Raw genomic sequence first — 18,695 nt, 5'->3', positions numbered from 1 at the left:
CTATTTGCGGGACCTAGAGCCCTATTTGATACATGAACAAAGCCAAACTCAAGTCTTACGCCCCACAAGCGCGCAAAGACTTCATCGCCGCTGTCACCGCCCGTGCCAACCTGCTGGGCTTGTCTGACAAGGCGGGCAAGCTAGAGGTGGCTGCGAGTTTGCCCCAGGGTGACGTGACCGTGATTGCCGGACAAGCGTGGCCGGTCAAAGTCCATAGCCAGCGTGACCAGCTTGTCACCCGCATTAGAAAAGACGGCTTCTCCCAGACCATGGAAGCGGTGGCCTACACCTGGTTCAACCGCTTTGCGGCACTGAGGTACTTGGAACTGCACGACTACCTTAGTCACGGACACCGGGCGCTATCCAGCACTGCCGGCACGCTGCCCGACATCCTGACCCATGCTACTGACCTCGCACAAAGCGGCAGCCTACCTGGCTTGAACTTCGCATTGGTGACGGAGATGAAGTTGGCTGGCAACCGTGACGGCGAACTGTACAGCCTGCTGCTGGTCGCACAGTGCAATGTGCTGAGCGCCGTCATGCCATTCTTGTTCGAGCGCATCGATGACGAAACTGAGCTGCTGCTGCCCGACAACCTGCTGCGCACCGACTCCGTCATTGCCAAGCTTGTGACCGCCATTGACGAAGACGACTGGAAAGAGGTCGAAATTATCGGCTGGCTGTACCAGTTCTACATCAGCGAGAAAAAAGAGGACGTCATCGGCAAGGTGGTTAAAAGTGAAGACATTCCCGCTGCCACGCAGCTCTTTACCCCCAACTGGATTGTTCAGTACTTGGTGCAAAACAGCGTCGGCCGCCTGTGGCTGATGGCCAACCCGGCCAGCACCTTGAAGGCCCAATGGCCGTATTACATCGAGCCCGCGCAGCAAACCCCCGAGGTGCAAGCCCAACTCGACGCTTTGATTCAGACCCGCATGGATGAGGACGGCGGCAGCCTGGACCCCGAATCCATCACCCTGCTGGACCCGGCTTGCGGCAGCGGCCACATTCTGGTGGAAGCCTATGAGGTGCTCAAGGCCATCTATCTGGAGCGCGGCTATCAGCCCCGGACTATCCCGCGCCTGATTCTGGAAAAGAACTTGTACGGCCTAGACCTTGACGACCGTGCCGCGCAAATGGCGGGTTTTGCCCTGCTGATGAAAGCCCGCGCCGACGACCGGCGACTCTTCAATGAGCCTATCAAGCTGAACGTGCTGGCTTTGCAGGAAAGTAAAGGGCTGGAGCTTGAAGAGGTTGCTGCTCACCTCTCTCCATTTGGTATTCGGCGAGCGGCAATCAAAGTCTTAGTCGACACTTTTGCTCTCGGAAAGACGCTTGGGTCACTTATTCAGATTCCGCAGGAACTTAAGGGGCAACTGACGGCGATAGCCGATTGTTTGAAAAATGCCGCTGAGAGCGGTGACCTATATTCTCAGGCGACAGCCGTGGATTTGATTCCACTGGTGGCGCAGGCCAGAATAATGGGGATGCTGTTTGATACGGTCGCGGCGAATCCACCCTATATGGGAGGGAAAGGAATGAATCCTGTTTTAAAGGAATATGCTCGGTCTACTTTTACGGACAGCAAATCGGACTTGTTTGCGATGTTTATCGAGCAAGGCTTCGCCTGGTGCAAAGATACTGGTTTTACCAGTATGGTCACTATGCAAAATTGGATGTTTCTCTCGTCCTATGAGATGCTGCGAAACAAGCTACTTGCTGAACGTTCGCTCCTTTCTCTGGTACAACTGCCATACGATGGTAAAGGGCCCACTGCCATGGGTATAAACTTTGGCGTAGCAGTCGTCGATTTTCAGAAATGGAGGCTCAACGGTTATCGTGCCTCGTTTGATTGCCTTCGATACTTCGAACTAACCGCCGATGGCACGCCAAAGAAGTTTCCGAGTCGAAACGAGAGAAACGTCGAATCCGTTCCTGACTACTTTCAAAAATTACCTGGGTCTCCGGTTGCGTATTGGGTTTCTGATTCAATCAGAGAGGCTTTTGGAGCCTCTCGTCCGTTGTCCGAAACCCTCCATACCCGATTGGGTATGTCCACTGCAAGTAACGAAAGGTTCTTGCGATACTGGCATGAAGTCAGCATAGCGGGCATCGGTTTCAATATTTCCAATTCTGACGAAGCCTTTCAATCGCATTTGACTTGGTTTCCTTATCAGAAAGGCGGCGTATTTCGAAAGTGGTTTGGGAATTGTGAACATGTTGTCAACTGGAAAGACGATGGCGTAGACATAAGGGCAAACGTTGATGAGGTGGGTCGGGTTAGGTCGCACAACTACAACGCAGAATTTGGATTTCGCGAGGGGATAACTTGGTCTGATGTAACTTCTGGGTCAAATGCCTTCAGATATATGCCACCAGGTTTCATGTTTGATGGACGCGGCTCCTCTGGATTCTCGAATAATCGCTCGGAGTTGCTCGTTGCACTTGCGGTTCTGAACTCACGGGTTAGCTTCGAATGTATTGCAGCCATCAATCCAACTATCGCTGTCAACGTTGGTGAAATTGCCAAAATACCACTTCATCCTGCAGTCAGCTCCTTATCAAAGGACTTGGTTGATATTAGTGAAACTGCTATCGAAATAGCTAAGAGTGATTGGGATACTTTAGAGCAATCATGGGATTATTCTGGCGTCCTTATGATGGGCGAGCAAGGTTTGTCATTGAGTGACCATTGGCTTGCATGGTCAGCACTATCAAGAAAACGCATTGAGCGAATGCTTGAAGTGGAGAGAAGCTTAAATAGGCTCTTAGTCGGCGCATATAGAGTTTCGGACGTGGTGCGCGGAGATGTCCCTGAAGCTGAAATTACCCTGACCCGCGCGGACCGCGAAAAGGACTGCCAGCGACTGATGTCCTATGCCATCGGCTGCATGATGGGCCGCTACAGCCTGGACGCGCCCGGTCTGATTTGCGCCCATGCCGGAAACGTCGGCTTCGACGCCAGCAGCTACACCACATTCCCGGCGGATGCCGACGGTATCGTGCCTCTCAGCGACGAACTCTGGTTCGAAGATGACGCCGCCAGCCGCATCCGCGAATTCCTGCTAGCCGTTTGGAGTGCCGATACCCTGACTGAAAACATGGCTTGGTTGGCCGAAAGCTTGGGCACTAAGGCCAGCGAAACCCCGGATGAAACTATCCGCCGTTACCTTGCCGACAAGTTCTACAAAGACCACCTGCAGACCTACAAAAGGCGCCCCATCTACTGGCTCTTCAGCAGTGGCAAACAAGGCGCCTTCCAGGCGTTGGTCTATCTGCATCGCTACCATGAAGGCACACTCGCCCGCTTACGCGCCGAATACGTCGTGCCTCTCACTGGCAAAATCCAGTCTCGCATCGACATGCTGCAAAAAGACGCCGCATCCGCCACCAGCACCGCCGCCCGCAACAAACTGGCCAAAGAAGTCGAAAAGCTCAAAAAGAAACACGTCGAACTCTTGGCCTACGACGAACAACTCCGCCACTACGCCGACATGCGCATCACCCTCGACCTTGATGACGGGGTGAAAGTGAACTACGGTAAGTTTGGGGATTTGCTGGCGGAAGTGAAAGCGGTGACTGGTGGAGCTGGAGATGACTGAGATGACATCGCTCGCGACAACTCTTGGGGCATCACTGCGCGACCTCGAAGAAACGGTTTCTGATTTCCGCGATGCATCATTTCAATCCAGCGAAAGTGTTCTCAAGCGCTTTATTCATCACCTGGACGAGGAACCCTTAGCTGGTTTTCTGAAGGCCGTGCTTCCCGTGCCGGACTTTGATGGATGGCATGCAAAGGCTCGGAGCACCATTGGCTCAATGGTCGGCTCGGGCGCCCTCGAATGGCCTCCAAGCCGTCCGGAACGGGTTGCAATGCAAGTTGCGCTTTGCCGTGCCATCTCAAACAAGACCGTCCGGTTTCTGGAGTTCCTTCACAACTTCATGTACACCGGGAGTGACCTTGCGGGCCATGTAGATGGGTTCGCAACCAAACTGCTCAATCCCTTGGTGCGCGACATTACAAGGCTCACAGAGTTCCGGACAGTGCCACCAGTACTATTTGAAGCGATGGGAACATTACCACCAAGCGGGGACCACATTCTTGATGCACTGTTGGAAGACGCAAGCAAGAAATTCAAGGATGCCGCGCCGAAGTCGCGAGCCGAAGGGACAGAAAAGCTTTGGGACGCATGGGAGCGTCTGAAGTCTATCGAGGTTCTGGGGAACAAACGCATGTCCGTCGCCCGCCTGTTGGAGCGATGTTCTCCAGAACCGACGTTTCGTGCGTTACTTGAGGCCGAGGCGAGGGAGCTTACCCAAATCGGCAATTCGTTCCATATCCGCCACTTCGAAACTGACAAGGTCACTATCTCCGAGCCAGAGCAAAACGACTACCTGTTTCATCGACTCTTTGCACTGATGCACCTTCTTCTTTTCAGCCGAGGGCGGAATCAAGGGGCCGCTTAAACCTGCACTCAAATGGGAAAGTGCATCTTCAAGTAGAAAAAAAGTCAATCTGTGTGAACGAACCAATTCAGATGCTGAGTTGGGCAATTGGGCTGTGCAACATAGAGACATGAGTAATGGAAATTACTTACCTGTGCGCTAAAGGTGTTTTAGAGGTTGAGCAGGGGGCATCCGGAGGGATTGAGTAAGGGTTACCGGTGCATTGATTTGAATCTCCATAGGCACAAAACAAGTCATTGGATGTCGTTTATTTTCCCTTGGCTGAGGGAATTGGGCAGAAGCATAATTGGAAAGCACTCCAGCTTTTCTTCCCGCGAAGAGGCGCCAAGCGGGGCGGCTCGTATCGCGAAAATGAGGTCTTACTTCAATGAAATTGGGAAACGAAATTAATGAGCCAACAGCGTCTACTTGAGAGTTTGGGCACCCTCTTTAATGCCCACTCAGTTGTGTTTTGGCACGACGTGGAGGCCGAATTCACCTCTGTCGTGGATGGCTTGCAACTCGACGGTGTGCAATTGGTACGGCTGGACGATACCCCGGCGCTGCGCGTGAAACTCGACATCGAACGCTCACCCGACCAGCGCTGGCTGATTTACAGCGCTAAGCCCGAGCCAGAACCCACCAAGGACTGGCTGCTGGATGTGCGCATGCGCAGCAAGTCGTTCCGCGCAGATTCCACCTCCATCCTGCTGGAAGACCTGGGCCTGACCACCCAAGGGCTCCGGCAACACCTGAAAGAGCGCGCCAAGTTCCTACGCGCCAAGGACCGGGTAGACCGCCTCAAACGCCTAGTACTGCCGGGCGACAACGCACAGGACCTGGACCGCAAGATACTGGCGGTGCTGACCCGAGCCGACCAACCTGAGTGTTTCGCCATCTTGCAGCGCCTGTATGGCGCCATGGTAGTGGATGGCGTGGCAGACCTGTCAGCCCAACCTAAAGCCTGGCAAGACATCGCTGCCAATGATTTAACCCCGGCGTTCTGGGAGTTGGTGCAAACGCAACTCGGCTATTCCGACGCCGCCCCCAGCCTGCGCGACTTGCTGTTGCGCATTCTGGTGACGGACTTTTGCCGCGGCTTGCAGGGTGATGCACCGCGCCAGTTGACGCATTTTGTGTTGCCCGACCGCACCTTGGCTGCGAATGCTTCCGTGTTTGTCGGTCGTTGGCGCTCGGACATTGCGCAGTTTGGCAATTACAACGCCCTGGCGCAGGCGGTGGCCAATGAGTTGGACCTGGTGAGTTTGTTGTCGGGCCAGTCGGCCGAGCAACTGGTGGAGTGCATGACGTTTGAAGACGTCGAGTTGAGGGTGGTGCAAGACCTCAAAAAACGCATCGTCGCCGGAGCCGGTGCCAACATGGACGTGGTGCGTACCCTGATGGCGCGCCGCCGCGACGGGCATTGGGCCAACCCGCTGCTGGCCAGTGCCAATGAACGCACCCGTGCCCTGGCTGCGTGTTATGACGCCTTGACCGCGGCCGCCGACTTTTTCAGCTTGAAGGCGACCCACGCGGCAGGCTTCAGCTTTGCCGATGCGGGCACTGCCTTTGCCCAATACCGCGATGAACTGTTCCGCTTTGACCAGCTGTACCGGCACCTTCACACCGCAGCCGATGCAGTTGAGCCCACTGGCTGGGCCGTGCTGCACGAGTTGCGCGAGACGATTGAAGGCGTGTATTCGGGCTGGTTCATCCCGCACCTGAGCACGGCGTGGTCCAAGGTCATCGAGGGGCCACAGGGCTTGCTCACCCATTGGAAGTTGCCCGAGGTGACGCCGCAGCAGGCGTTTTACGAGCGCCGGGTGCTGCCCCTGTTTGACGGCGGCGTGAAACGAGTGTTCGTGCTAATTTCTGACGCGTTCCGCTTCGAGGTCGCCCAGGAACTGGTGCAGCACACCAACAGCAAGAGCCGTTTCAAGGCGTCGCTGGACGGCATGTTGGGCGTGTTGCCCAGCTACACCGCACTGGGCATGGCTGCACTGCTGCCGCACCAGACGCTGGCCTACAAGGAGAGCGCTAACCTGGATGTTCTGGCCGATGGCCATACCGTGGCCACACTGGAGCAGCGGAATGAACACCTGAAAAACTTTGGCGGCATTGCCGTCAAGGCTGAAGACCTGATGGCGCTGGGCAAGGACAAGGGCAGGGAGTTGGTACGCGACCAGCGCTTGATTTACATCTACCACGACCGCATCGACATGACGGGCGACAAGCAGGCGTCAGAGACCAAAACTTTTGAGGCTGCGGCGCAAACTGTGCTGGAGCTCTCCAACGTGCTGGGCTTCATCATCAACTCACTCAATGGCTCGACGGTGCTGGTCACTGCGGACCATGGCTTCATGTATCAGGAGTCGGCGCTGGAGGCATCGGACAAGTCCACGCTGGACGACAAACCGGCCGGCACCTTGAAGGCCAAGAAGCGCTACCTGATAGGACGTGACTTGGGCACGACACCCAAAGCTTGGTCGGGCAACACCGCGGTGACGGCCGGCACTACCTCGGATGGCAGTCTGGATTTCTGGGTGCCCAAAGGCGCCAGCCGGTTCCACTTTGCCGGCGGTGCACGCTTTGTTCATGGCAGCGCCATGCCGCAGGAAGTGGTGGTTCCCGTCATCACGGTGCGTGAGAGTGAGGCCGACCACGCCAAAACAAAATACGTCAGTGTCAGCCTGTTGGGCGCCGTGAACAAAGTAGTCACCAACACCCAGCGTTTCGAATTCATCCAGACAGACGCCGTGTCGGAACGGGTGCTGGCCCGCTCGGTGGTGGTCTCGTTGCGTGATGCCTCGGACCAAGACAAACCCATCAGCGACGTGCAGTCCCTCACCTTTGACAGCACCTCGCAATTGCTCGATGAGCGTAAGCGTTCGGTTTTCCTGACAGTTCTGGCAGGTGCGCATGACCCCCATAAACGCTATGACCTGGTCATGCGTGATGCCATGAGCAAGGTGGAAGTGCTTCGGCTGCCCGTCAAGGTGGACCTAGCCTTTGGCAATGACTTTTGAATATGGAAACAATGCAATCCCCGCCCACCGCTGAAACGCTGCCTGATACCAGCCTCGACACTCTGCTTAACACCCACTTTGCCGGCAAGGTGGTGCGCAAGGACCTGACCAAGCTGATTAAGGAAGGCGCGAACGTGCCGGTGTACGTGCTGGAGTACCTGCTGGGCATGTACTGTGCGAGCGATGATGAGGCGGTCATCCAGAGCGGTCTGGTCAACGTCAAACGCATCCTGACGGAAAACTACGTGCGCCCGGACGAGGCGGAAAAGGTGAAATCCAAGGTGCGCGAAAGCGGCACCTACAAGGTCATCGACAAGGTGACCGTCAAGCTCAATGAAAGGCGCGATGTGTACGAGGCCTTGTTGTCCAACCTGGGCGTCAAAAACGCCGAGATATCAGACACCTATGTGCGTCAGTTCGAAAAGCTGTTGGTGGGCGGAATTTGGTGCATCGTCACCCTGAAATACCACTTTGAGGAAGACCAGAAGGGCTCGCCTTTTGCGGTCACCGAGCTCAAACCGATTCAGATGCCCAATATGGACATGGCTGCGCTATTCGAGGCGCGCAAGGCGTTTACGGATGAAGAGTGGATTGATGCCCTGATTCGCTCGACCGGTATGGAGCCCAGCCATTTCAAGGAGCGGGTGAAGTGGCACTTGCTGGCGCGTATGGTGCCCCTGGTGGAAAACAACTACAACTTCTGTGAGCTCGGACCGCGCGGTACCGGCAAAAGCCACATCTACAAGGAAATCAGTCCGAACAGCATTCTGGTGTCGGGCGGGCAAACCACGGTGGCCAACCTGTTTTACAACATGGGCGCGCGTAAGGTGGGGCTGGTGGGTCTGTGGGACGTGGTGGCGTTTGACGAGGTGGCCGGCATCAACTTCAAAGACCACGACGGCGTACAAATCATGAAGGACTACATGGCCTCGGGCTCATTCAGCCGGGGGCGGGAGTCGATTAACGCCAGCGCCGCCATGGTGTTTGTGGGCAACATCAACCAGAGCGTGGAGTCGCTGGTCAAGACCTCGCACCTGTTAGCGCCGTTTCCGGAGGCGATGATTGATTCAGCCTTTTTTGACCGCTTTCACGCTTATGTGCCGGGTTGGGAAATCCCCAAGATGCGGCCAGAGTTTTTCACCAACCAATACGGTTTGATTGTTGACTACCTGGCTGAATATCTGCGCGAGATGCGCAAGCAAAGCTTTTCGGACGCCATCGACAAGTGGTTCAAGCTGGGCAATAACCTGAACCAGCGCGACACCATCGCAGTTCGTCGCACGACTTCAGGCCTGCTCAAGCTGGTGTGCCCCAATGGCGAATACACCAAGGATTCGGTGCGTAAGTGCCTGGAATACGCGCTCGAAGTTCGTCGCCGCATCAAGGAGCAGCTCAAGAAAATTGGCGGTATGGAGTTTTACGACGTCCATTTCAGCTACATCGACCTGGAAGATGGCGTGGAGCGCTTTGTGACGGTGCCCGAGCAGTCGGGCGGAGCGCTGGTGCCCGAAGGTCGCCTGAATCCTGGCACGCTGCACACCATCAGCATGGGCTCAAGCGAGATGCCCGGCATCTACCGACTGGAGATTCAATCAATTCCCGGTTCAGGCAAGGCCAACGTCTCAGGCGTGGCCCCGCGTGAGGCTGTACGGGTGGCGTTTGACTATTTCAAAGCCAACTCATCCCGGGTCAGCGTATCCATCAAGCCTGGGGAGCGGGATTTTCACACCCACCTGGTTGAACTGCAAAACAGCGGTACCCCGCAGGCGCTGACGCTGGCTAGTTTCATCGCCCTGTGCTCGGCCGCGCTGGCCAAGCCGGTGCAGTCGCAGTTGGCGGTGCTGGGCGACATGAGCCTGGGCGGCACCATCGTGCAGGTGCGCAACCTGGCTGAGTGCATGCAGGTCGCGTTTGATGCCGGAGCCAAACGTATCCTGCTGCCGATGTCCAGCGTGACCGACATTGCTTCAGTGCCGGGGGAATTGTTTGCTAAGTTTCAGACGGGCTTTTATTCGGACCCAGTGGATGCGGTGTTTAAGGCGTTGGGGGTGGAGTGAGCCAGCGGCAATGAAATCTCACAGCAGATAGCATCCCCTTCGGCGTCTTGTCAGACGGGGAGGTCGTCGATGCTTGCTAGGTCGAGTGAGGGCTCGGCAGCAACTACAAATGTTCCAGGTGCAGGCAGCCGCTGATGGCAAAACAGGGCGAGATTCCAGTTGGCGGCTTCGGGCATATAGGAGCCAAGAGCTGACCAACCTGCGCTCTGCACGCATAAAAGCATGCCCATGAGGCGCGCCAGTAGCCAAGTTGACCGCGGGCGCTGGTAAGCTCGTGTTAGTTATTGCGTGGCTCTGAAGGGGGATTCAAATTGGCAGTCGGCTCAGCATTTTGCGCTTGTGGCGGCAAAAACAAGCACTGTTTCACCTGTCTGGTTGCTGGCATTGTGAAGCCGGCGAAGCCGACACACATCCTGCTCTCGCGAGCTGTTTACCAAAAGACGCAAGCCCGTAGCGAACAAGCCGATGGACAGGCCCAGTACGTTCGCGTGGAGGAGCCATATCTTGGCAAGGAAGTCGACCTGACCTGCACGGACTGCGGTGTCATTGTCAAGGATTTGGAGAAGCACCGAAGCAAAGTGCATGGAGTCCAGGCAGTCCAGGCAGTCGACGTGAGTGAGTCTCTGCCTGCGGCCGATTCAGTGGCTAGGATGCCCACCAATCCGCTGTTCACTCTGCAGAAATGTCCTGTCTGCGGCTCAATGGTTGGTGACCTTGCCAGGCACATGAAGAAGGCGAAGCATATCGACATGTCGAAAGTGCGCAGTGTCTTGGTGGCGGAGTCAGAATCCGGTGAACTGGTTTGCCCATTCTGTCCGTCACGATGGCCGAATCGCGACGAGGTTTCGTCCCATGTAGGGAGAGCCCACGGAAACCAGGCCAGGGCAACGCTTCGGTTTGCCACTGCCGGGATGCCAGCTCGCAGACCAACTCGCACATTACGTTAGGCGCGTTGGGAATCATTGCAAAGGCATTTGACAAAAAAGAGACACGCCCTCTTGTCAAAGCGGAAGACTTCGGTTACATTATGTCTCTTCAATCAATGACTGCCTTGCCTTCAAGGTAGCTCATCACACCGCGGCAATCCCCTGAGGGACTGCGTGCGTCTTAGTCCAAAGCAACTTGCTTGCTGCGGATGACAAGGTTCCCAAGTTCGGGAACTTTAGATTCTCTCTTTTGCTATTTTCCATGAGCCATCGCGCTCCAAATCGTCCCGATGTCGGGCCGACGAATCTGTTCTTTAACAACGACGGTGGAGTCAACCGAACGGGCAAGCGGCTATTAACCCGCCCTGAAAAGAATTGCAAACGCAATTTCGATATGACTCAAGAGGCCAAGGCCTCGGACAAAAAACAGAAATCAACCTTGCTAACAGAGCAGGGATGGTTGCGACTGAGCTGAGGGAGGTAGGGCCTCCGTAGTTGCAGTTCTCAGCAAATCAAAATTCAACTAAATATTCATGCCCCAAAATGCGGGCAAAGAAAGAAAAATATGAACGAAATCAATACTCTCCAGTCCCTCTTCGATGATGTCAAAGGCAACGAGTACCTCGGAGACGCGAGAAAACAGTCCGGGTACCTGAAGTCCATCAGTCTTCTCGCTGACGCGATGGCACGACGTTATTGGCAGCAGTTCGAACTGGACGTCGTTGACGAACTGAAGGAACTCAAGCCTGGAACTGAAATGGCCAAAGGGCTCGACGTCAAATTGCAACTGGCCCAGAGCGAGCTTGAACTCGCCGACCTGCAAGTCAGGCTCATGGAGTTTCACGGCTTCGCTGCTTCAGGCGCGTTTCTTTCCAAGGAAGACGCGGCTAACAGCCTTCGCGCAATTGCTGACGATATCGAGGCAAAAGACTCGGCCTTGTTTCCAAAGCCCTGGACTGAGGAAGATGCCAAAGCCTATGCCAAGAAAATCGGAGCCAACTATATCGGCAAATGCGACGACCTGGACGAGTTGCTGGCCAGAATGAAAGTCAAAGGCAATAAGGGCGCCAAGGTGCAGCTCAAGGTGACAAAGAGCAAACCGGCAAAGTAAGTCGACCGGTGCCCACCGAATTGCCGTTGTCGCGGCAAACAGTGAACGGGACGCGATTGATTGTCCCCGTCACCTCCGCAATAGTCGAGCACCGACGCATCAGCTCGTAAACGGTGGCCGTCCATGTTGAACTGCCTGTGACGTCAATTCGACACTTGCCTGCGCCATCCGGAGCGCATCCATTTTCATTGCTCGGCTTGAGTTGAGAGCCGAGCTTCACACGAGTAAAAAATGAACGAAAGATTTGAATTCAAAATCACTGGCAAGGTGCACTATGCCAAAGAGGGACTTATTGTCCTCCACGGCGATTGGCTCGGGGGACGGGTGGCCAGGGGAGATGTTGTAACCCTAGAGCATCGCAAAGAAAGTTTGCCGCTCTACATAAATGCCGTAGACCATGGCGTCGGACCCGGCAAGATAGCCTTGGCCTGTGGCCACGCCCAAGCGTCGCTAAGGGCCGCCAAGAAGGGCGACCGGCTAGTGTCACGGGATTTTGGAGGCCTTGAGACGACCACAACGTGGGTAGTCGGTCGGGCAGCAGAGAAACAGGAAGATGCACTTTCGGCGATTCAAGACGCCGCCCACCGCAGGGCTTGCGAAGTTCTCGCTCGTAGCGTTGAAGACATGGTACTCGCCCTGCCTTCCATGTCGGCGTAGCCCGGAGCTTTCGAAGGCATAGCACCGAGCTCAGCCCCGTTCCGGTATCGAAAACGATTTGCTCAAAACGAACCATGTTCGACTACCCACAACGGTGTAAATAGATTAAATACCGATGCGGCATCGCACAATCTTTACTGCCGTGTCGATATCCAGAAACACAGGAATAGAAATGATAACAACGTCTAATGCAAACCATTCAATCAACGCAACTCCTTCAAAACCGAAGCGAGTAAAGAGGGCCATGGGCAACTCCCGCAGCAATGCGCTTGTTGATTTGCTCTACGCCGAATGCCGCCGCCGCGGGACTAAGCTTACTGAAATGGCTGCTGAAATTGGTGTGACCTATTCATACATCGGTCATCTAAGGAGTGGCTTTCGCAGCACGGCAGCCATCAATCAAAAAACTGTAGAGGCATGCGCCAGATATCTACGAGTGCCACCTATTTGCATCAAACTGGTCACGGGTCAGATTCGAGTCGGCGATTTTCATCTCCACGCTTTGACTGAGGAGGAAGCGGTTGAGGATACGATTCGATATATGGACGCTGACCCGTCAGTTCGAAAATGCTTTCCAACTGGCGTGAGTAGTTTGTCGTTGGAGGCGAAAGGGGCGCTTGCCAAGATGTATGTGCAGACGTCAAATCAAGACGTGTTGGGATTGAATAGGCTGCCGGTTATCGCTCAAGGGCTGCAGCGAGCAGTAGAGGCTTTTGCTGAATCGATTTAGCGCGTCCCAATCTGCGAATTGCAATCGACGCCGGCAATCAACAGGCTCAAGCGCAGTCTGGACTTCTGAGTTTTCCATTTGCGTTTTAGTTTCAGAACATTATTTTTGACAAACACCCAATGCGGCCGTCCACAGGGGACGCCGCATCGGATTTCGCTAGCGCAGCCGATTTTGCCGCCTTGATGATGGCAAGTGAACGGTCGCTGAGCTCACACAATGGAAAGAAGAGCATGAGAAGCAATGACCACACAACTTTCAAGTTCCGCGCCGAGTGCGCCGCCGATGCGCAGGTCATTCGCGCGGTCCTGTTGCCATCGCTGTTGCACTGGCAAGAGACGCGTGACACGCTGGAGCATGATGGTGGCCTGCACGCATTGCCCGATGTGACGGTCGAATTCAGCATCCTTGCGGGAGGTCCTGCGCTCGACGAGATTTGGTGGCTGGTCGACTGTGTCTGCAACTGCCATGTTGCCGCTGAAAGCATTGAATTAATCGAGAATTACACGGGAGAACGTAAGACGCGACGCCGATTCGAAGCGCCGGCAAGGATGCCAAGCAGGGAACTGCTCCGTCAGGCAGTCGCAGCGGTCAAGCGGCGTCAAGAGGTCCTGCGCCTTGAGCTTGAGCGAGTGCAGCAGCTCTATCAAACATGCGAAACAGCCGCGCGGCTCGGCGACAAATGGCAACCGGTGAATCCGCAAATACCATCGCCGGGATGGGTGGTGCTTGTCGAACTCGAGGGGACAGGGCATACAGCGATGCGCCGAATCTCAGCGCCCCTTGGCTGCAAGCAGTGGCAGCGTCTTGAAAAGTCGCTCGTCAATGGGCGCATGTTCACCATCGGCAACTGAGGCAAAGGTAAGGCAGTCTCCGGCGCTGGCGCGCGTGCCCCGCGCCATGGTGCGCGGCCGCCACCCATTTCAAAGCGAACCAGCCCTGGAGCCGGTTCGCGCCACCTCGAATATTTCTTTTTCGCTGAAAGGAAAAAATGACAACGAGTTAATGCAAAAACAATCGCGCCAAGCTGGTAGCGGAATTCAGCATAACCAACGACAGTCCGCTTGAGGTGGTCGAGCTTCTGTCTCCCCGTTGGCTCAATTGGCCTCGAGAAATCTGATTGCAGCCATCACGGCCTGGTGTTTGGCAGAGCCGGTGCGCAAGCGGTCCAGGCGTTCATCGCTTTGCCCCCAAAGTTGCGTGCTGCGGCTGTAACAGACCGAAAACAGGTGCGGCCGACCGTGGGCGTGAACGCCTGACGGGCGGATGTTCAGACGCCCACAACGCGCTCTGCCACTCCAAAACCAATCGATGTCGAAATCCAACCCCTGCTCGTGCAGCATGACTTTGAGCAGGTCGGTGGATTTTCGGGCTGGCGGGAATTGAGATGCAGACACGCTGTTCGGGGAGTTGATATGTTTGCGAACCCATTGCAGACTACGATGGTCAGACAAGGCCAGTACTTGCGCGCAATGACGCAATTTCCTCTGGCGTTGGTACGCGGGGATAAAAGCCGTTTTCACATCGCACCGCTACTCGCCATTTGGTACCTTTGGGGCCACGTGCGGAGATGCGGTCAGCGCGGAGAAAAACTCTGGTGCCAGTCCTCACCATTGCGCGTTCCTCAGTGGTCATGAAGGTCACGCGCTTGTAGCGGTCCGAACCGTAGCCGGATTGTTGTGCTGTGGAGGATATCTTTAGTGCCGCGGTAGACCCGTTTGTCGGTGTGTGCGTCGCCTGCGGCTCGACGCCAGGGTTGATGGTCCCGAGCTTGGAGACGCCGTCGATGGGTTCTGCGGTTTGGGTATTCATGATTCGGTCCTATGAGGGGTGTTGAAGCCAGCCAATCTGTGCTTCTAGGTCGTATAGGCACCGGACTCCAGAAAACTCCATCCAACTCCAGCCTTTGCTTGCGTTATGGAGGGTTTTAGGAATTTATCGGCCGTACGCGGTTGATTTTTATAGAGAAAATTATTTTCTAAGTATTTACCCTTGATGTCCCTTTTTGCGGCAAAACGGGCGCGTTGGAGCCCGCTTCCAGGCGGAGCGGCAGCTCTTGTTGACACCGTCTTGACCCGGTTGCAGCTGCGGGGACGGCGTCGTTGAAGTGGCACTACGCAACCGCGATTTCGGGAGCCTGGTAGATGTGCTGACGGACAGAACTTTCAGCGTTGAAAGTTCGGGCGGGCCGGACCCGCACGGTTCGCCATCAGCGTTCTGGCTCACTTTCAACTGGCGACTTTCAGCGCTGAAAGTCGACCAGGGGCCACTGGATGGGCGGCTATGCTTGCGACATGACGCTCCCCCAAAAACGAATATTGCTGGCCCTCGCGCTTTGCCTTAGCGCCGGGCTGACGGTCGCCGCGACCATCGAGGGCCGGGTCGTTGGCGTAAGCGATGGCGACACCGTGACGGTTCTAGACGCGGCCAAGGTGCAGTACAAAGTCCGCCTGACCGGTATCGATGCCCCGGAAAAGGCGCAGCCGTTCGGGCAGCGCTCAAAGCGGAATTTGTCAAGCTGGGTGTTTGGCAAGCAGGTGCAGATTGAAACGAACAAGAGCGACCTTTATGGGCGCACCCTCGGCAAGGTCGTCGTCAATGGGATTGACGCCAATCTCGAACAAGTCAAGGCTGGCTTCGCCTGGCACTACAAGAAATATGCCGGCGAGCAGCCTGCAGCGGACCGGGAGGCCTATTCGCGCGCCGAGGCGTTTGCGTGCACGCAGCGAATCGGACTATGGCACGATGCGGCCCCCATGCCGCCCTGGGACTGGCGCAGCTGTCGACGGCATAAACCTGGCACTGAGGGCATGGATTGTGGGGTGACTCGGCGGTAGGGGTCGCCAAGCATGAGGTGGCCGTCAAGAAAAGTACTGGTGTCCGGTCGGCAATCGCAAGCAGTAACCCGCCGACATCAGCGGCGGCACATCTGAGATGGTGGTGGTACGCGCGCCGAAACCGTGTTTCTTTCCGAGATGAGGCCAGCTTAACTTAGGCGTCGTGAGTTTTCATGCGCGATTAGCTTCACGTAACCTCTGAATGTGGCCATGGTGTCATGGCCAGTCATCTCCATGATTTCCATTAACGACATCTTTCCAGATTCACATAGGCGGCTCGTTGCCTCATGTCGTAAATCATGGAAGGTCAGGTCATCGATTCCGGCCCGCTTCGTGAGCTTCATATACGAATTGCACATTGCCTTGGAATTCGGAAATTGGTGAAATATTCTCTTCCCCCCTTTGGGGCTGGTTGATTCTTGCATCTCGAGGATTTCTCGGGCCCGCGGCGACAAGAGGATATATCGGTCCTTCTTGGTCTTGGAGTTTTTCTTAGGGACGAATAGCTTGCTGCGGTCGCCTCGCAGGTCTTGCCATTTGGCCAATGCAAGCTCCTGCTGCCGCAAGGCAGTTTCCAGGGCGAAGCCGAGCAACATGCGCCAGTCTTCCTCGGTGTACGTGTAGCCGCCACGTTCAATTCCAGCTGCATAAAGTCGTTCTTCCTCGCCAGTGAATAGCCGACGGTCGCGCCGGCCGTTCCAGGCTGCGGGCATCACCTTGTTGTCGAAATCGAAGAGAAACTTGTTGTAATCCACGCCATTGTTTTTTGCCTGCCACTTGATGGCGGTTTTCATGGCCAGGATGTACTTGCGTACCGTCGCTTCGGCAAGCAACTTGGGCTCTCTCGGTGGCTTTTCGGCCTTGATTTTTGCCTTGTACCTTGCGTTGGCGCGGGCCTTGGCACTCAGCGGCGCTTTTGGAGGCGCTACCGCCTTCCGGACCTTGTCGACCTTTGGGTCGTCCCGCTTTCTTGGGGCGCTCAAAAGGTGCGAGATGTAGTTCACGATGTCCATGTTGACCAGATTGGCAATTCTGAGATTGCCTAAGTCGTCCCGCACGCGTTGGTATTCGGTCACCTGGTTGGGTTTGAGCTTAAGGTGCGATGCATTGCGGTGTGCGAGATAGCCATCGATAGCTTGCTCGACCGTCATGTCCACTTGAGCCACCGGCGCCACATCTCGAACGCCTGTCTCCGGGATGCTCAACGGCGGCGCTGTAGTTCGAGGCGGCGCCTTGGCAAGGTGCTCGCGCCGCTTGTTCTCTTCCAATTCGCGGGGGTCGATGCCACTTTCAATCAATGCATCCGTTCGTGTTTTCCAGGCCAGGGCTTTTTTGACCGTGGGCCAGTGTTTGGAGAACCTGATGCCGCGTCGGTTGATGCGGGCTTCGAACGTGAATGAACCGTCCTTGAGGGGAGGGGATTTGCGGATTCCTGGCGGCAGTGAGCGGTCTTTCATCGGTCTATCCTAGTGGTTTTTCAGTGGTTTTTTCCTCCAATTTGCGATTTATTTGGTGTAAGCTATTGATTTACAAGGAACCCGGCGGTAGCCTGCTAAGGGAGTATGGGGTGTAGAGCCTCATCGAGGGTTCGAATCCCTCCGTTTCCGCCAACAAGCCTTATTTCATGCGGTTTTTCAAGGTTTGTAGGTTTTTACCTAATTTTCTACCCCACTTTTAATTTGCATTGGCTTGGGTGCCTTTGCACCAGTTTGGCTGCGGGCCAAGCCCATGATGCTGTACTGCCGCCACTGCGCGGTAGGGACGTAAGGCAGTGTGCAGTCCCGGTTTTGGGCTTGCATTTCGCCATACCAGGGGTGGCCGAATCGCGGCCCGTGACGACCGGCCCTTGTTACGCTATGAGGGTGCGGCCTGGCTTGGCCTAATTTCAACGGGCGGGGACCCAACGGTAAATGTGCCTGGCGCGGCCCTATACAAGCACGGAATTAATCGCAGCCTTCAATCAAACCCGGGGCTGCCTCAAAGCCCGGCATTGCGCATCAACTTAGACACGGAAATGTCCAAGGCGTTGGTCAACCGGACCAAGGTCAGTATCGCGACATTGTTGTCACCGCGTTCAACTCGTCCCACACAGCTTCGATCCACCTCGGCCGTCAACGCCAGCCTATCCTGCGAAATAACCTTGGCTCGGCGGGCGCAAGCTCATCAATGTCAACGGCGGTCTGTTTTCAAGAGGACATCCAATTGGGGCTACAGGACTTGCGCAGGTGCGTGAAAAAGTCACCCAATTGCGTCATGAGGCTGCCTCACGGCAGGTGGCCGATGCGCGCTTTGCCATCGCCGAAAACGGCGGCGGCTTCAACGGCGTCGAAGAAGGCGTGAACTGCATCACCATCTGGGCAACTGAAGGCTCTCTTCCCCGGAGAAGGGGAGGCATGGCAGCCCGCAGCATGCCTGAAGCGCATCATAAGGTATTTGATGGTTACAGTTAGCGCATCTTTTCGGCGCGAAGAATTGGGTCTCGATACCACGGCAACTGGACATTCAGCTCACATATCGACGAGACTTCGTCGTACCGTTGATCTCTAAATATCCAGCACTAGCTCGGCACTGAGAGAGCCCGAGCAACAGATCATTATCTTCGAGTTTGAGCGCCTCTCGTCCTCGCTGAGAACGACATCGCGGTGGTCGGGGATGCCATCGAGCACCCGCGTCTCGCATGTGCCGCAGGTTGCTGCCAAGACCGAACGCATGAATGCCGAACAGCGCCAGTTGTTTGAAGAAACAATGGCAGCCGACCAGGCGGACCTGGAAGCCCAGCTCGCAGCGCTGAAGGCGGCATGCAAGGTGCCGGACACCACTGCAGACGCTGACACCCCTCGCAAGCCCAAACGCCAAAGCCTGGCCGGCGTGTCGTTCCACAGCGCCGACTTCGCATAAAAGCGGGCTT

General features: G+C 55.8%; 17 protein-coding genes and 1 pseudogene. 13 read left to right on the top strand and 5 right to left on the bottom strand.

Going from position 1 to position 18,695, the window contains the following annotated elements; all coding sequences use genetic code 11:
* Nucleotides 1-32 precede the first annotated feature (32 nt).
* The 8 genes from pglX (at nucleotide 33) to B0E49_RS04055 (ending at nucleotide 12,223) form a co-directional block, all read left to right on the top strand.
* The gene (gene pglX / locus B0E49_RS04085; protein ID WP_077560698.1) at nucleotides 33-3,602 is read left to right on the top strand and encodes a BREX-1 system adenine-specific DNA-methyltransferase PglX; all 3,570 of its coding nucleotides are present in this window, start codon (nucleotides 33-35) and stop codon (nucleotides 3,600-3,602) included.
* Nucleotides 3,595-4,467, top strand: a complete 873-nt coding sequence (locus B0E49_RS04080; protein WP_144264427.1) for a hypothetical protein — start codon at nucleotides 3,595-3,597, stop codon at nucleotides 4,465-4,467. The genes pglX and B0E49_RS04080 overlap by 8 nt, the downstream gene beginning before the upstream one ends.
* Before the next feature lie 156 nt (nucleotides 4,468-4,623).
* A complete protein-coding gene (locus B0E49_RS20005) occupies nucleotides 4,624-4,857 on the top strand; it encodes a DUF1810 family protein (protein WP_353647340.1) in 234 nt (77 codons plus the stop codon).
* Complete coding sequence (gene pglZ, locus B0E49_RS04075; RefSeq protein WP_077560696.1) at nucleotides 4,857-7,472, top strand: BREX-1 system phosphatase PglZ type A; 2,616 nt, start codon at nucleotides 4,857-4,859, stop codon at nucleotides 7,470-7,472. The genes B0E49_RS20005 and pglZ overlap by 1 nt, the downstream gene beginning before the upstream one ends.
* An 11-nt stretch (nucleotides 7,473-7,483) precedes the next feature.
* Nucleotides 7,484-9,529, top strand: coding sequence for a protease Lon-related BREX system protein BrxL (gene brxL / locus B0E49_RS04070; protein ID WP_144264425.1), 2,046 nt, complete (start codon nucleotides 7,484-7,486; stop codon nucleotides 9,527-9,529).
* Nucleotides 9,530-10,717: 1,188 nt separating this feature from the next.
* The gene (locus B0E49_RS20000; protein ID WP_144264424.1) at nucleotides 10,718-10,930 is read left to right on the top strand and encodes a hypothetical protein; all 213 of its coding nucleotides are present in this window, start codon (nucleotides 10,718-10,720) and stop codon (nucleotides 10,928-10,930) included.
* A 90-nt stretch (nucleotides 10,931-11,020) separates the two neighbouring features.
* Nucleotides 11,021-11,566 (top strand): hypothetical protein, encoded by a 546-nt coding sequence (locus B0E49_RS04060; protein ID WP_077560693.1) that lies wholly within the window; start codon nucleotides 11,021-11,023, stop codon nucleotides 11,564-11,566.
* A gap of 231 nt (nucleotides 11,567-11,797) precedes the next feature.
* The gene (locus tag B0E49_RS04055) at nucleotides 11,798-12,223 is read left to right on the top strand and encodes a hypothetical protein (RefSeq protein WP_077560692.1); all 426 of its coding nucleotides are present in this window, start codon (nucleotides 11,798-11,800) and stop codon (nucleotides 12,221-12,223) included.
* A 105-nt stretch (nucleotides 12,224-12,328) separates the two neighbouring features.
* Here the strand turns inward: B0E49_RS04055 and B0E49_RS20440 are convergent, their stop codons facing one another.
* Nucleotides 12,329-12,469: a hypothetical protein gene (locus B0E49_RS20440; RefSeq protein ID WP_168174994.1), complete on the bottom strand. Its 141-nt coding sequence runs from the start codon at nucleotides 12,467-12,469 to the stop codon at nucleotides 12,329-12,331.
* Between B0E49_RS20440 and B0E49_RS04050 the strand changes: the two genes are divergently transcribed.
* Both B0E49_RS04050 and B0E49_RS04045 read left to right on the top strand, forming a co-directional pair.
* Entirely contained in the window at nucleotides 12,468-12,953 is a 486-nt protein-coding gene (locus B0E49_RS04050; RefSeq protein WP_168174993.1) for a helix-turn-helix domain-containing protein, read from the top strand. The two genes, B0E49_RS20440 and B0E49_RS04050, sit on opposite strands and share 2 nt — an antisense overlap.
* A gap of 119 nt (nucleotides 12,954-13,072) precedes the next feature.
* The gene (locus tag B0E49_RS04045; RefSeq protein ID WP_144264423.1) at nucleotides 13,073-13,804 is read left to right on the top strand and encodes a hypothetical protein; all 732 of its coding nucleotides are present in this window, start codon (nucleotides 13,073-13,075) and stop codon (nucleotides 13,802-13,804) included.
* 243 nt (nucleotides 13,805-14,047) lie between these two features.
* On the opposite strand, the gene B0E49_RS04040 is transcribed toward B0E49_RS04045, so the two are convergent.
* Nucleotides 14,048-14,404: a hypothetical protein gene (locus B0E49_RS04040; RefSeq protein WP_144264422.1), complete on the bottom strand. Its 357-nt coding sequence runs from the start codon at nucleotides 14,402-14,404 to the stop codon at nucleotides 14,048-14,050.
* Nucleotides 14,397-14,762 (bottom strand): hypothetical protein, encoded by a 366-nt coding sequence (locus B0E49_RS19995; RefSeq protein ID WP_144264421.1) that lies wholly within the window; start codon nucleotides 14,760-14,762, stop codon nucleotides 14,397-14,399. The genes B0E49_RS04040 and B0E49_RS19995 overlap by 8 nt, the downstream gene beginning before the upstream one ends.
* 482 nt (nucleotides 14,763-15,244) lie before the next feature.
* Between B0E49_RS19995 and B0E49_RS04035 the strand changes: the two genes are divergently transcribed.
* Nucleotides 15,245-15,787 (top strand): thermonuclease family protein, encoded by a 543-nt coding sequence (locus tag B0E49_RS04035; RefSeq protein ID WP_077560867.1) that lies wholly within the window; start codon nucleotides 15,245-15,247, stop codon nucleotides 15,785-15,787.
* A gap of 149 nt (nucleotides 15,788-15,936) precedes the next feature.
* Here B0E49_RS04035 and B0E49_RS04030 read toward each other — a convergent pair whose 3' ends face one another.
* Both B0E49_RS04030 and B0E49_RS20990 read right to left on the bottom strand, forming a co-directional pair.
* Nucleotides 15,937-17,244, bottom strand: coding sequence for a site-specific integrase (locus B0E49_RS04030; protein WP_077560688.1), 1,308 nt, complete (start codon nucleotides 17,242-17,244; stop codon nucleotides 15,937-15,939).
* Between the two features lie 520 nt (nucleotides 17,245-17,764).
* Nucleotides 17,765-17,890 (bottom strand): hypothetical protein, encoded by a 126-nt coding sequence (locus B0E49_RS20990; RefSeq protein WP_353647341.1) that lies wholly within the window; start codon nucleotides 17,888-17,890, stop codon nucleotides 17,765-17,767.
* A gap of 41 nt (nucleotides 17,891-17,931) precedes the next feature.
* Between B0E49_RS20990 and B0E49_RS20820 the strand changes: the two are divergent.
* Nucleotides 17,932-18,141, top strand: a pseudogene (locus B0E49_RS20820) (thiolase C-terminal domain-containing protein); the annotation flags it as partial.
* A gap of 298 nt (nucleotides 18,142-18,439) precedes the next feature.
* Nucleotides 18,440-18,685 carry a hypothetical protein gene (locus tag B0E49_RS04010; RefSeq protein WP_286137809.1) on the top strand — a complete coding sequence of 82 codons (246 nt, stop codon included), beginning with the start codon at nucleotides 18,440-18,442 and terminating at the stop codon, nucleotides 18,683-18,685.
* Nucleotides 18,686-18,695: the final 10 nt, after the last annotated feature.

Source organism: Polaromonas sp. C04 (assembly GCF_002002705.1).
Classification (GTDB): domain Bacteria; phylum Pseudomonadota; class Gammaproteobacteria; order Burkholderiales; family Burkholderiaceae_C; genus Rhodoferax_A.
This window is presented reverse-complemented; position numbering and strand designations above follow the sequence as displayed.

Coding starts and splice junctions, on each gene's coding strand:
- pglX (WP_077560698.1), top strand. CDS start 33: ATGAACAAAGCCAAACTCAAGTCTTACGCCCCACAAGCGCGCAAAGAC.
- B0E49_RS04080 (WP_144264427.1), top strand. CDS start 3,595: ATGACTGAGATGACATCGCTCGCGACAACTCTTGGGGCATCACTGCGC.
- pglZ (WP_077560696.1), top strand. CDS start 4,857: ATGAGCCAACAGCGTCTACTTGAGAGTTTGGGCACCCTCTTTAATGCC.
- brxL (WP_144264425.1), top strand. CDS start 7,484: ATGCAATCCCCGCCCACCGCTGAAACGCTGCCTGATACCAGCCTCGAC.
- B0E49_RS20000 (WP_144264424.1), top strand. CDS start 10,718: ATGAGCCATCGCGCTCCAAATCGTCCCGATGTCGGGCCGACGAATCTG.
- B0E49_RS04060 (WP_077560693.1), top strand. CDS start 11,021: ATGAACGAAATCAATACTCTCCAGTCCCTCTTCGATGATGTCAAAGGC.
- B0E49_RS04055 (WP_077560692.1), top strand. CDS start 11,798: ATGAACGAAAGATTTGAATTCAAAATCACTGGCAAGGTGCACTATGCC.
- B0E49_RS04050 (WP_168174993.1), top strand. CDS start 12,468: ATGGGCAACTCCCGCAGCAATGCGCTTGTTGATTTGCTCTACGCCGAA.
- B0E49_RS20440 (WP_168174994.1), bottom strand. CDS start 12,469: ATGGCCCTCTTTACTCGCTTCGGTTTTGAAGGAGTTGCGTTGATTGAA.
- B0E49_RS04045 (WP_144264423.1), top strand. CDS start 13,073: ATGCGGCCGTCCACAGGGGACGCCGCATCGGATTTCGCTAGCGCAGCC.
- B0E49_RS19995 (WP_144264421.1), bottom strand. CDS start 14,762: ATGAATACCCAAACCGCAGAACCCATCGACGGCGTCTCCAAGCTCGGG.
- B0E49_RS04035 (WP_077560867.1), top strand. CDS start 15,245: ATGACGCTCCCCCAAAAACGAATATTGCTGGCCCTCGCGCTTTGCCTT.
- B0E49_RS04030 (WP_077560688.1), bottom strand. CDS start 17,244: ATGAAAGACCGCTCACTGCCGCCAGGAATCCGCAAATCCCCTCCCCTC.
- B0E49_RS04010 (WP_286137809.1), top strand. CDS start 18,440: ATGCCATCGAGCACCCGCGTCTCGCATGTGCCGCAGGTTGCTGCCAAG.